The 13,481-nt window shown below is 55.6% G+C and carries 6 protein-coding genes; 5 read left to right on the top strand and 1 reads right to left on the bottom strand.

The window, feature by feature from the left end:
• Positions 1-585: 585 nt before the first annotated feature.
• Positions 586-1,032: a hypothetical protein gene (locus tag ACIPHM_RS16145; protein WP_400329989.1), complete on the bottom strand. Its 447-nt coding sequence runs from the start codon at positions 1,030-1,032 to the stop codon at positions 586-588.
• A gap of 116 nt (positions 1,033-1,148) precedes the next feature.
• Between ACIPHM_RS16145 and ACIPHM_RS16140 the strand changes: the two genes are divergently transcribed.
• From ACIPHM_RS16140 to ACIPHM_RS16120, 5 genes are all read left to right on the top strand, one after another.
• Positions 1,149-2,012, top strand: a complete 864-nt coding sequence (locus ACIPHM_RS16140; protein ID WP_400329986.1) for a hypothetical protein — start codon at positions 1,149-1,151, stop codon at positions 2,010-2,012.
• Positions 2,013-2,459: 447 nt separating this feature from the next.
• Positions 2,460-3,497, top strand: coding sequence for a MobV family relaxase (mobV, locus tag ACIPHM_RS16135; RefSeq protein ID WP_400329984.1), 1,038 nt, complete (start codon positions 2,460-2,462; stop codon positions 3,495-3,497).
• 65 nt (positions 3,498-3,562) lie between these two features.
• Complete coding sequence (locus ACIPHM_RS16130) at positions 3,563-5,809, top strand: DotA/TraY family protein (protein WP_400329981.1); 2,247 nt, start codon at positions 3,563-3,565, stop codon at positions 5,807-5,809.
• Positions 5,810-6,897: 1,088 nt separating this feature from the next.
• A complete protein-coding gene (locus tag ACIPHM_RS16125) occupies positions 6,898-9,063 on the top strand; it encodes a P-loop NTPase fold protein (protein WP_400329979.1) in 2,166 nt (721 codons plus the stop codon).
• Positions 9,064-9,459: 396 nt separating this feature from the next.
• The gene (locus tag ACIPHM_RS16120) at positions 9,460-13,347 is read left to right on the top strand and encodes a hypothetical protein (RefSeq protein ID WP_400329976.1); all 3,888 of its coding nucleotides are present in this window, start codon (positions 9,460-9,462) and stop codon (positions 13,345-13,347) included.
• The last annotated feature ends 134 nt before the right edge of the window (positions 13,348-13,481 follow it).

The raw sequence follows: 13,481 nt of genomic DNA, 5'->3' as shown, positions 1-13,481 counted from the left end.
CGCTGCGACGTCCTTTTTGCCATGCTGCGCGACGGCACTTTTTATCAACCCAAAACTGCCACCAGTGCTTGACGAACTACATAGGGGCACCCCCCTTAAGTAACTGACAAGCTAGCCGAACTCACCCATGGCCTCTATCGTGCGTTTACACATGAAGTCATTCGTGCGTTCAAACATACCCCCGTGCATTCACACATCCACGCTTTGTGGATAACCACGTGCGTTCACACAGCATCCGTTCGCACATTCACACACCGTGACAGGCCTCAAACCCACGCCAGCATTGCGATCCCAAACTCGTAACGCGCGCGCGTCTTAACTTGAATCTTTATATTAATTAACGCGTGTCGACTGCGCCATCGGCTCGTCGGGATACGGGGTCGCCCTGCGGGCGAGTCCTACCTGACCGGCCCCTACCGACTCGGCAGCTCCGCTGCTGCCCTCCATGGCTTGAATACCGATCTCGTAAACGGTAGGCCCCAGGGGTTTGCAGACTTGACGGATCAGTCAGGGTTTCGGCGAGATGGCTCGGAACTGATGCTCGACGACGTGAGGACACCACTGCCCACTCGCAGGGCTAGGTGATCAGACTTTCGTGGCGTAGCAGTTCGCGCGTGCATCGTACAACGCGTGGTGCCTACCTCCGTGCCTACGGTAGTAGTCCTCAAGGCGCTCTAGATCAATTTGGGCATTGACCAGCACAGCCTGCCAGCCCGAGGGCTGTCCGTTCATCAAATCAAGTAACAGCTCCCAATCACCGGCATAGTCAAAGCACAGAGTTCGGTCTGGTTCATCGGCGAACTGCTCCAGCCAAGCCGACAACTGGATGCGCAGTACATCGCGTGTGAAGGAGCGATTGGGAGGTTGACCTAACTGAGGCAACACAGCCGCCCTCACAAATTCGCTACAGGCCGTCCGGTCGAAGTCAGAGCACTCAGCGTAGAATTCCCGACCGTCGTCAGCCACCAAAGCCACGCTGATCAATTCGCAATGGATGAAGTCGGTGAACTCAGTGTCGACAAAAAGCCTCATCGTTTCTCGAGATAGGGGTTTCGCCAGTACTCCACATCATCACCTAAAGTCTCAGCACCGAGCGCCGTTGCTACCTTAGGAAAGTGAGCAATTGGGAATACAACCTGAGACCGACGATGGAAAACGAAGAAAAGAGTTCAAAGGGAGCGTTTAGCAGATTCTTAAGGATTGCAGCACACGCTGGCTGGGACACCGACGAACTCAAGTCGATACTTGGGTTCATTGTTCTAGTAATTGCCGAGATAGCTTTCGCTTTACTAGCCCAAAAGTATGACTGGTTACCGACCTCATACAGCGCGGTGAAATGGCTAACATATCCATTACCCATTGTGGCTCTGGCGTACGGGGGATCCGTCGCCGTTACCAGATATCGCAAACTCTGCAAGGCCCGCGACCGGGATGCCGCCGATCTACAACGCGGTCGGTATCGAGTTCGCGCCGAATACTGGGCTGGCGTCGCGCTCTTGAGTGCCGGCTTGGCACTTGCCGGCAGTCTTACAAAGTTTGACGAGCGCTACATTAGACCGCTCGACGCAGACCTGCAGAGTTACGTTCGCAACATCGTACGTCTAGCCTTAGCGGAATGCACGATGGATCTCCCCCTTTGCACTCGAATCCGGGACTCGTCGGAGACGCTCACCCACGCAATCGCGCACCCGAATCTCGCGCCAGGATTTACGCGGCATGCGTTCGAAGAATTTGATCGTGTCATCCGGGATAGCAAACCTTTGTTGCAAAGCCGCTCAAGGAATGCCGTGGACCGGATGCTTGACGAACTCGACGTCTGGCTTCCAAGTCGCATCTGGATCGAGATGCTGTCCATCGTTACGTACCTCCTAATCATGTTCGCTGCAGGTAATGCTGTTGGACTGAAGGTCGCTACGGCGCATTTTGAAATGAAATTACGTGACAAAGAATTCTTGCCCCGAATCGAATCAAAACCGAAAACAGGTGAGTGGTCCGACTCCGGCCCGGAATGATGGCGCTGAGATATGTCCACCTACGCTCCTCTCTCTAACGAGACATGCGGGCAGTCAAGGGCCAGCCCGCAGGCCGCAGCCCGACCGAAAGGGAGGGAACGGGCGAGGACTGGGCGAAGCGCATCCTTGATTGACCAGAATTACCTCAACGCTCGAGCAAACGGGGCAGGAGTCGTATCCCTGCCCCGGCTGCCTCCCGGCGAGGGTGGGGTACGGGGCGGCGCCCCGCAAGGGATTCCAAAGGGGGCTAGCCCCTTGGCCCATGACTTTGCGGAAGCAAAGTCTAGTGGGTTAGACCTCGCAGTATTGCGAGGTCGTCGCCAGTCGCAACGCGACTGTGCGCTACGCGCAAAGGAAAACCTCTGAGCAAAATATCCCTTGCGCGTGCTCTCTCTGGCCTGTGATTCTAAACGGCGACGATTCAATTTTGAGTTGGAGCCAAATGAGATGGCGAACTACTGCATCATGCGCGTAAAAAAGAGGCGCACCGGGGAAGCGGCCGCAATGGCACGGCATGCACTCCGGCAAGAGAACGTACACAACGCAGACCCTTCGAGGCGCGGTCTTAACGAAATTTTGATCGGCGCCCGGACGGTCGAATCGGTAATGGCCACGCTCCGGCACAAGCTTCCTCCAAAACGCAGGCGCGACGCCGTAACCTGTCTCGAGTTCTTCATCGGTGCCAGCCCAGAAGCCGTTGCGGCCATGAGTAAGGAGCAACAACAGGCGTACTTCGAACGGGCTCTAGCTTGGGTTGGCTGGCGCTTCGGCGGAATAGAGAACATCGTTAGCGCGGTTGTGCACCGAGACGAGACATCGGCGCACCTGCAGGTGCTGACAGTCCCTCTTCTCAATGGGCGATTGAACGCGAAACAGCTCGTCGGCAACAGGCAGCACCTGCAGGCCCACCAGGACTCGTTCGCAGAGGTTGTCGGTGCCTCTCACGGGCTCAGGCGAGGGGTGCGTGGATCAAAGGCCAAACACACTTCCATTCGTCAGTTTTACGGCGCAATTCAGGCGGCAGGAAGCGCGGAAGCGCTACCGCCGAGGATGCCTGTTCCTGAAGTGCCGAGAGAATTGCCATTCTGGGCTACGACCGAACAACGAACCGCCCGTGACGCCGCGCTGAAGCGTCGTGACGAGGCATTGGCGTCAAACCGCCGCCGCCAATCCGAAATAGAAAGGTTGGCGCGCCTCGCACTCGCCACACACGGGCGGGCAAGTCGGCGCTCTCCAGACCCGGAGGCTGCGCGCACACAGACGGAGCGAGCAGAGGCACTCTTAGCCAGCCAGCGAACCGAGTTCAATGCAAGGGCAAATCGGTTATCCCAGTTGCAGAAGAGCTTAGATGCGGCCGCGCAAAACCTGAAAGAAATCGAGCACGTACGGAGTGGCTTGCTGAAAGAGATTGAGGCTCTAAATCCTGAGCTCACGCGAGATCTCGGACTCGATTCGAAGATTTCACAAAACCCTGCAGAAATTTGATGCGCGTGCCCAAGCCCGGTTGGTACTTTTGTTGAGTGAGCAAAGAACACAACAGAGGTCCAACCATGAAAATGAAGCATGTAGGTCGCCAAGCACTTGTTTCGATTGGCTTGTATGTGTTTACATGCGTTGCGTCTGCGCAAGACTCCGGCGCATCCCTAGACGGATTGATGAGCGCAACGCCAGCCTCTGATCAGAGCATTCAGATGCTCCGGTATGTATTCGGCTCGTTCGCCGACAATCCCTTCGGGTCTTTCGGAGGCATAGGTGACAGCCTGATCGGGCAGCTTTTCTATAATCTCAACGTCTTCGTGTTCCTCGTGGCCGGCTTCTGGTCTGCTTACACGATTGGTGCGAGCATTGTTCAAACAGCCAATGAGGGGCAGTTTCTCGGGCAGCGGTTCTCCACCGTTTGGTATCCGGTCCGGATGATCTGGGGCGCTGCAACGCTGATCCCGATCTTTGGCGGATTCGGTCTTGGGCAGTGCATCTACATGTACTCCGGTTTGGCCTCGGTCGGCGCAGCCAATTTGCTCACCAACACTGCGATCGAGCAAACAGCGAAATTCACTGAGATGGTTCAGGTGCCGACAATCAGTCCGGCCACGAGCTCGGCGACGGCTGAGATGGCCGACAACCTGTACCAGATGTGGCTATGCCAACAGGTGCTCACGTCGCGCACCGACGTCGCGCCGAACAGTCAGGTACAGCTCAAGGTGATCACGGGTGGGATTCAGCTCGGTTCCGCGGCTGAGCCGGCACTCTGCGGACGCGTGACCGTGACGCCGGCTACGAGCTTCCGCTCGGCGAACACGCTGGGCTTTAGTGTTAACAGCGTCAACTATCAGGGCATTGCAAACGCCGTCGCGCAGAATATCGGCCAGGCCCACCAGACAGCGCTGGTGAAGATGAGCAATGATCTGGCGCTCAGTGCCCAGTCCTGGTACGGGAAGTACCAAGCCGCAAAGGCAACCGGTGCGCCGATCGCTGATCTGGGAGGTAACGTGATCGAGGCCGTTCGGATCGCTTACAACCAGGCAGTTCGGCAATCGTTGCATGACCGGTTGAGCCAGAATCAGACCAAAGCTCTGACCGACCAGGCCATTCAGAACATGAAGGCGACGGGCTGGATCGGTATCGGAGCGTGGTACTCCACGTTCGCCGAAGTCAATGCCGCGGTGGCCGACGCAACGAAGGTTGAATTCCACTTCTCCCCGCCAACGACGACCGATTCCGAGTACGTGGAGGCCCTTGCCGCCTTCCGTAAATCTCTGACGCAGCTGACGGCAAAAGGGCAGGCCGCGGGCGAAATCGACGCTGAATTGAGTGCTGGCTCGCTTGCCACGAGGCTGATCAAACGGGCATTTTGCGAGAACGAGACGGGCAACCTCTCGGTCGGGCAGTGTTTCGTCGGCGCTGGCATGTCGGCGGTTTATCAAGACTCGGGAGGTAATGGTCTCATCGACCCGATCATCGCGGGTAAGAATTTCGGTGACTATCTGATGACCGGTGCTGAGACGCTCCTGGTTGTGGCCAGCGGCATCGAAGTTGCCATGTCTACGGCGGATGCGGCGAAGGATACGCTTGCTGGAAAGGCGGTGGGATTCTTCTCCGGGGGGCTCAGCGATATCGCGATTGGCGCTTTGAAGGCGGTCGGCAAGGTAGCTGTCAGAATCATCTATTACTTCATGATGCCGCTGTTTGTGGTCGGGCTAGGCCTCGCCGTGTATCTGCCGCTCATACCGTTCATCGCTTGGTTCAGTGGTGTTCTGACCTGGTTTGCATCCTTCATCGAGTCACTAATCGCGTCGCCACTTTGGTCGATGGTCCACCTGGAGGGCGAAGGTGAAGGCATGGGCCGTCGATCGCAACACGGCTACCTCTTCCTAGCCAACATGCTGCTGCGTGCGCCGCTGATGGTGATTGCCTTCTTCGTAGCGAGCGCTGGCGTACGCATCGGTGGGACGATTCTCTACATGCTGTTTAGCAGTGCCGTGGCCAATGCCCAAGGAAATTCGGTGACCGGTCTTGCCACAATTGTTGGACTGCTGATCGTTTTCGCTGCTTTGAACATTCTGGTGGTCCAGATGATGTTCAACGTGGTGCACGTGATCCCGGACCAAGTAATCGGCTGGTTGGGGGGAAATGTGTCCGCTACGCTCGGCCGCGAGCTTGAACAGCGCGTCAACTCACTGTTCATTAAAGCCGGAGGCAACATTCAAGGAGGTGTTGCCTCAAGCTTTGGAAAGCGGCAGAAGGAAAGCAACCCTCCCAGAGGTAGCAAATCCAAACAGGCAAAAAAGGAGTTTTAGTCTTGAGCTGGGGGCGTGAGTGATTTGCTCACTACCCCGGCGTCAGCGAGATCCTCGCGGCCACCGCGAATGAAAGCGGCCAACCCACGCTCCGCGATGCCGCGCCGAACATCTCCCTGCAGCAAAGGATTTGTAGGATCTAGGCGCCGCAACTCAACAAGCAGAGCGTCCCTGATGGCCGACTGCTCCGCAGCGGCATCCCATCCCTCCCAGCCCGCAGCGCCTGGAAGGAAACGTGCAGCCTCCTCCGCCCTGGTTCGCGCGCGCTCGTCCCAGCGAGACTCCAACGCACTTACGAACGCCGCCGACGACTCGCCAAGCCTCTCCCAATCTGCTCGTGTAGACATACGCTTAACCTTTAAGCATACCGAATTTCGCTTAGACTACTACAAGTTTTGCAAGCAAACGGCACTTCTCGAAGCCGTTTTACCGGTAAAACCATTCGACGCAAATGAATTCAAATATTTCGAATTGCATTTCTGGTGACGCGTCGGGCACGCGTTCGACACGGAGTCCGTGGAAGCGTCGATTCTTTATCGACTGCGAGTTCAGCGGATTCGACGCAAGTCGTGAACTCATTAGCCTAGCAATCGTTGCCGAGGACGGCTGTTGCGTATTTTATGGTGAGCTGACGGACTTCGACCCTGGCAGATTGAGCGACTTCGTTTTGCTTAGAGTGGTACCTCAACTGGGCCTATATCCTGGACGAGCGATGCCGAGAACTCAATTGCGAAACGAACTGATTGAGTGGCTTTCCCGCGTTCCGACCACGCCGAAACCCGTCCTCAGCTTCGATTACGTAGGGGACTATGAGTTGTTATTAGCGTTAATCTGCCAGCCCCTGCCAAAGGGCTGGAGGTCCGAGAACGTCCGACAACGAATAGACCTAATGCGCCGCTCTGAGTATTTCCGAATTCACGGAGGAGAGCATCACGCGTTACATGATGCGCAAGCCAACCGTATCGCGTTTTTGTAGGCATCCCACATCGTCCGTCCCCGGCCGACCAATATGAACACGCATCCTCAGCGAGACGATCGCAGTCAGCTCAGCGACTGTGAGAAAAACACTACAAGGAAAGGTGAACCTCGTGCACGAAACGACTGCACAGAATGGGTGGAAACTAGGATCGGACACGCCTCAGACAGATCCTGCTCATGACGAGTTTGGATATGCGCCGTTTGCGTCCCAGATTGCAAAATCCGTAGTCAGCATCAGCAATCCTCAGGGGTTGGTTTTGGCCGTACACGGTAAGTGGGGGGCCGGAAAATCGTCCCTGCTCAATTTCATCAAGCACGAACTTCGCACTCTTGAGAAGGACGACCAACCGATTCTGGTGGACTTCAATCCCTGGTGGTTCGAGGGCAGAGAGCAAATCGCGACGCAACTCCTTGAACAGTTTTCCGCCCAGCTACCGGACAGGTTAGCGCACGCACGAAAGCTGGCCAAACTTGTAGGGACGTACTCGAAGCAAATCGCGTCTGTGGCCGCGGACTATAGCGGGTACGCGTGGATCAAAGAGCCCCTGGCTTGGTTAGTCGGAAAGATCCCAGGGTTGTCCTTTCTATCCGAAAAATCTGGAGTTCCCCAAATCAAGAAGAAGGTTGCCAACGCCTTGAGAGACAGTGGCAAGCGCTTTGTCTTCTTCGTTGATGATATTGATCGATTGACGCCCGCTGAAGCCGCCGACCTTTTTCGCGCGATAAAAGCGTTAGCGGACTTCCCCGAGGTGGTCTACATACTCTTCTTCGATCGTGAAGAGGTGGCCAAAGGGCTAAGCGCCCATCTAAGCATGGATGGTGAGGCCTACCTCGAGAAGATCATCCAAGCCCCATTTCATTTACCTGCAGTCGACAGGACACAGTTGAGGCAGAAGCTTTTCCGAGGCTTGGACTCTATTATTGAGACTCGACCAATGCCCTTCGCCTTCGATAAGGGACGATGGAGTGAGACATTCAACGATGGGCTTGAGCACTGTATCAGGAAGCCTAGGGATGTAGTCCGGCTTCTCAATGCGATTTCGGTGACCTACCCCCCGCTAGCTAGGGAGGTGAATCCCGTTGATTTCATTGCCCTTGAGTGTCTACGCGTCTTTTATCCTGGCGTCTACATGAGCATTCGCGATGGTCAGACAGTATTCTGCGGCCAGCGGTCGAATCTAGACAATAAGAAGTCGACCGAGAAAGCCTATTTCGAGAAGTGGCGTGAGTCGTTGCCGGACGAAGCACGGCAATGGTTGGTTTCTCTTGTCGGTAGGATATTTCCGAAGGCTGAACAGCTAATCGGTGGCGGAGGCTGGCTCACCCACGACGACAGCGCTTGGCGAAAAGCGCTTCGCCCCTGTAGCCCGGAGTGCTTTGACGTCTATTTTCAATTCGGGATTCCCGAGGGACGCATTACTCGGACCGAATTGGACCTACTCGTGAGTCTCGACTCTCCGGAAGAGATGGCCGACTTCCTGCTTGGGGCCAACGACCAAATTTCCCCCAACGGCCGTTCGAAAATTGCGGACGTGCTCGATCGCCTGAGGGATTTCGACGATCTTGGCGCCGAACGAGCAGGCCGATTGGTCACAGCAATCATTTCCGTATCACATAGGCTTCTAAGACAAGAAGAACGTCAAATGTTCTCCCCACCGGCCCGATGGCGCATCTCGAGCCTGGCGTCGAGACTCATGGAGCAATTGGACGTGAGAGCCCAGCAAGGTCTGATGGAGCACCTTGCCTCTACATCGCCTGGATTGCCCGCGTTGGTAACGTTAACCGACATGGCGCTAACATCGAAAACTGATCCATCAGAGGTTCCGAAAGGGATCCGAAATTTCGATACGGCATTTGTCGATCAACTGACATCCATAATCGCCACTCGTTTAGACAACATGAGCCTGGAAGAATTGATCTCAATCCCGGAGCTCGATTATGTGGTCCATAGATGGGCACAATGGGGCGACAAGGACACTATTCACTCAATCTTCGCGCCCATGCTTGAGGACGACCATAAGTTGTTGGATTTTCTAGACAAGTTCATTCGAACGGGCCTATCGCAAACAGGCAACGTTACGACGGAAACCTATCAGCTTTCGATGGGCGCCCTGGCTGCAACAATAGATGTTGACGCGGTAGAACCCCGAATTCGCGCTCTCCAGCTTCGAGACGATCTTACGGTTCGACAGCGAGCCGCAGTTGATAGGTATTTGAAAGGTCAACAGCGAGCGAGAGACGGTCTGGACCCGGACGGATTCTATTTTGAAGATTGATGCTATCTGCCCGGATGTTCGCGAACGGCCACAGTCTGCCAACAGCGGTGGTGTCGGCATAAGCCTCATGGGGAACGCCAAGCCGGGAAGCTCAATAGCCGAAGCATCCGAGTGTTAGCCATATCGCTGGAGCTTGCCTAAAGATACCTGAGCACTGGCCGCACCTGAGACCTCGCACTTCGCTTAATCGAACACATCGCCAGACAGGGACTCAGTCTAGCGGTAACGCGACTTTGTCCCAACGACAAAGGCGCCCCAAGCCGTCCGGAGGATGCCGTCTATCAAGAATCGCCACATCGCGCTAATGAAGCCCACCTCCATCATTCAGCAGTCTGAGGCAAGAGCGAGACCATTCTGCCTAAATTGCGATACCTCCCAATTGAGACACAGTGAACCATGCTCGTTGATCCCACATCTCCTTTGGCAGTAATGTTCAGCCTTTGTAAGGACCAAATACGTCAGGCGGGGCAACGATATACACCCGGCATCGATCCGAACGCACCTAACCTTCGGATCGCCGCATTGTCTATAGCCATCGACAACGTCGCATGTGGCGATGCTGCACGAACTCGCTTCCAGTTGGTCCTCGATGAATTCGCAGACGCGTGGAACCGTGCCAAGCGGCACAGCCAAATACCCACGGAAATCGAGCACCTTGTTGGCCTCGCTAGAACATCGTTGCCGACAATGATGAACCGCTTTCGATCACGCGACGCTACTGCCGGGGCCGAGTGGACAGACTGGCTGTCTCAAATCGAAACATGCTTGGTGAAGGATATCGCCCATTGGCGTGCTGAAGAAGCCAAACTGGATCCAGACGACGGGACCTACTCTTCTGCCCACAACGCCGTTCGCGCAAACGTGAATGCGATTGGTAGCTGCCTAAGCATTGTTCGCGATGAGATGGATTACGCAGTCAGCCCCTCATTCAAACTGCTCTTCGAGCCGACGCTACTGATTGGTGGCGAGTGGGGCACAGGCAAGACTCACCTGCTTTGCGACGTAACCAGCGAGCGCATCACCCGCGGGGCTCCAACAGTCTTGGTGCTGGCGAAGAACTTCGAGGGCAACATACTTTCCGACATTTGCGCGCGCCTCGGTGGGGTTAGCTCAATCAAGGACAAGTTTGCTGAACTGGAGAACGTTGGACGAGGAATGCAGGGGCGGACTGTTTTCATCGTAGATGGCGTCAACGAAGGGCGCCGGCGCGATTGGCAGCGGGCTATCAGTGCCCTGCTCGCGCTCGTCGCCTCGCACTCCCACATCGGGTTGATTGTGACATGCCGGACCCCGTTCGAGAGGATTGCCATTGGGAAGTCCGATCTGGAGAAATTTCATAGCCTTCAGCATCACGGCTTCGACGACCAGGAATTCGATGCTCAAGCGGCCTTTTTTCAGTACTATCAGTTGCCACTGCCAGAGGTTCCGCTGTTGGATCGTGAGTTCTCACGCCCCCTCACGTTGAAGCTCATTTGCCAATCGCTGCAGAGCCTATCGGCCAACAAGTTGGCAAAAGGCTTCGCGGGGATCGCGTCTGGACAGCGCGGGATGACATACGTGTTGGAGTCATTCGTCAATCGCGTTGGAGAACCAATCGAGCAAATGTTCGGGCTGCCGCGTAAGGGATGCTGGGTATTGCTGAAAGGAGGCGACCACTCCTCGGACAGGAGGATTGCCGGGTTTGCTCCCTGCATGGCCGCGAACCTCCGCGGTTACGTTCTGCCGTCAGAAGCAGACCGAATCGTCGCCTCAAGCTACCCGGCACTGAAGCCTGCGCAGCGACGCGGACTTCTTGAATCGATGCGTACCAACGGGCTTATCGAAGAAGACGCCATCTGGTATTCAACGAAATCCGGACAGCACAAATCACGAGTGGTTTACCGACTGCCCTATCAGCGATTCAGCGACCACCTTATAGCTCGGCACCTGCTGAAAGAATATCTGGACGTTTCTTCACCGGCCGCCGTCAGACGTAGCTTTGCCGCCACCTCCCCGCTCGGGCGCATATTCCGACTGACCAATCAGAGCTTCGGCCAGTACGCAGAGCCCGGTTGGGCGCAAGCATTGATCACAGAGTTCCCAGAGCGAATTGGGAATAGGCTGCCGCCCAAACACCGTGAGCTTTTCTTCGCACTACCTCGTGACGCACAGGACTTAGATGCCTATTTCGAACCGTTCGTAGAAGGCCTGTTCTGGAGAAATCCGACCGCGTTCACTGAAGGCACGCGAAAGGTCATCAACAAGTACTTGGGAGCAAGTTCTCGGATCTGGGAGCGGACGGTGGACGCGTTGGCCGCTGTTGCGACGAAGCCCAATCACCCCTACCACGCGAAGAGGCTCTACAAGTATCTGTCCCGCTTCCCAATGGCGGACCGAGACCTGCGCTGGTCCGAATACGTTCGACGAAGATACGCGTCTCCAACCATCCATCGACTGCTAACATGGGCTGAGAAACTCGACACCGTAGTCGTGACTCGCGAGGTGGCAGCCGAGCTTGTAGTGTTGTTCTCTCTAGTCCTAACCACCGTCGTACGCAGCGATCGTGATCTCGCGACCAAGGCATTGGTGCTTATCGGAGAGCAACACCCAGACGTCCTCTTCTCGCATGCGTTGGCATGCCTGAACTTCAACGACCTCTATCTGCCCGAGCGAGTGCTGGCAGCGGCATATGGGACGACTCTGTCGCTGGTCGATTCAAAAAATGCTGCTTCGTTCCGACCGATACTTGGAAACTTAGCTCAGAATCTATACCGGAAGATGTTCGCTCCTCGCGCTCGACACGCGACGCACCATACTCTCATACGCGATTACGCGCTTGGCATCATAGAGGTGGCGCAGCGAGCAGCATGCGTCACCCTTCCGAAGACGGCTATCCGTTACATCAGCAGGCCATTTCCCAATACTCCGTCGCCATTTTCCAGCGATGGAACGCCTGATGACACAGTTAAGGACGCAATTGAGCACGCCATCCGAATGGACTTCGGCAATTACACCATCGGGCGCCTAATTCCCCACAGGGCAAACTACGACGACGGTAAGCCGGCCTACGTTCGGGTACGAGCCAAGATCGAGCGGCGCATGTTTGATCTTGGATACCGGGATGAGCGATTCAAGAATGTTGACAATGAGATTGGCCGAGACTATTGGAACGCTAGCGACGAAAGTAAGGTAGATCGATACGGAAAGAAGTATTCATGGATTGCATACTTCGAGATGTGGGGTGAGCGCGATGCGTACCGTAAACTCCCGGATTGGCGCCAAGGCAGGCGGACGGCTGACTGCGGCGTAGATCCCACTTTCCCAAAGGTGCCTCCGGATTGGGCTCCTCCATTACCTGATCTCTTTGGACCTCCGGTTGCGACTACTGAGGACTGGGTCACCAGCGCGTACACGCCAGACTGGCGCCCGCTCCTTGTAGTCCCTGAGATCAACGGGTACAAGGGTGAATGGGTACTCATTGAAGGATTTGTCAAAGGGGTCGATGGGGCAAATGATCGCGAGCTCTTCGCTTTCCTGCGAGGAATGTTTGTGGCCAAGAAAGACGTTAATAGACTTAGATCCAAGTTCCTTGCAATTGACTATCCAGGAAACCATACGATCCCTGAGGGAGAGGAAGAGCACTACCTTTTCGCGGGAGAGGCAGGCCATCGCCACAGCTTCGCGAGACAACTCCTCAGACCAAATGATAGGTACCGTCGACAGCTCGCGAATGCATTTGATGAATACGTTCGTGATTGCAGCGCCGAGGAGAATCGGTCTCTGACCATCAGGATGGTCAATACGTTAGATGAAACGACGGGGGAACAAGACGCCTCCGTTCGCGAGTTCGTCTTTCCTACCACTCGTCATATTCCCGGCGTGAGGGTTGAGCTGCCGTCCATTCAGTTTGGGTGGGAGTCTTACCACTCCGTATACAACACTTTCTCGGGCTTTGACATCCCAGCGCCAAGTCTAATCCAGCGTCTCGGCCTCTCCTGCCGCGACCGAGAAATCGACTTCTTCGATACAAGCGGCCGCCCCGCAACTCTATTCAGACAAGCGGGCAACGGCTACTTTAACGACAATCACAAGCTGCTCTATGTCAGGGCCGACTTGCTTCGCCGCTACCTCAAAGAAACCCGTCAGGTCCTAGTCTGGTGTAACTGGGGAGAACGTGATTGGATGAAGAAGACCGATAGCTACAAATTACTTCCGAACGAGAGCAGGCAGCGAGCTTTTCAGAGTCACTTGCACATCCATCGGACGTTTTCCCAGTGGTCCGCCAAAGACTGTGCAGTAATTTAGGTAAGTTAATGTCGCTCTCGCGTCCCGACTTGGCGTCAGGGACGCCCCCACTAAAAGCAGGCACCGGCTGATAATGCATTCCGGTCGCCTGCGGCCGACCGATATGAGAGCGTAATATCGGGTATCGCGATTTG

It is taken from the genome of Pandoraea sp. NPDC087047 (assembly GCF_044745225.1).
In the GTDB taxonomy this organism is placed as follows: Bacteria; Pseudomonadota; Gammaproteobacteria; order Burkholderiales; family Burkholderiaceae; genus Pandoraea.
This window is presented reverse-complemented; position numbering and strand designations above follow the sequence as displayed.

Excerpts from the sequence above, each read along its gene's own strand:
- ACIPHM_RS16145 (WP_400329989.1), bottom strand. The coding sequence starts at position 1,032 with ATGAGGCTTTTTGTCGACACTGAGTTCACCGACTTCATCCATTGCGAA.
- ACIPHM_RS16140 (WP_400329986.1), top strand. The coding sequence starts at position 1,149 with ATGGAAAACGAAGAAAAGAGTTCAAAGGGAGCGTTTAGCAGATTCTTA.
- mobV (WP_400329984.1), top strand. The coding sequence starts at position 2,460 with ATGGCGAACTACTGCATCATGCGCGTAAAAAAGAGGCGCACCGGGGAA.
- ACIPHM_RS16130 (WP_400329981.1), top strand. The coding sequence starts at position 3,563 with ATGAAAATGAAGCATGTAGGTCGCCAAGCACTTGTTTCGATTGGCTTG.
- ACIPHM_RS16120 (WP_400329976.1), top strand. The coding sequence starts at position 9,460 with ATGCTCGTTGATCCCACATCTCCTTTGGCAGTAATGTTCAGCCTTTGT.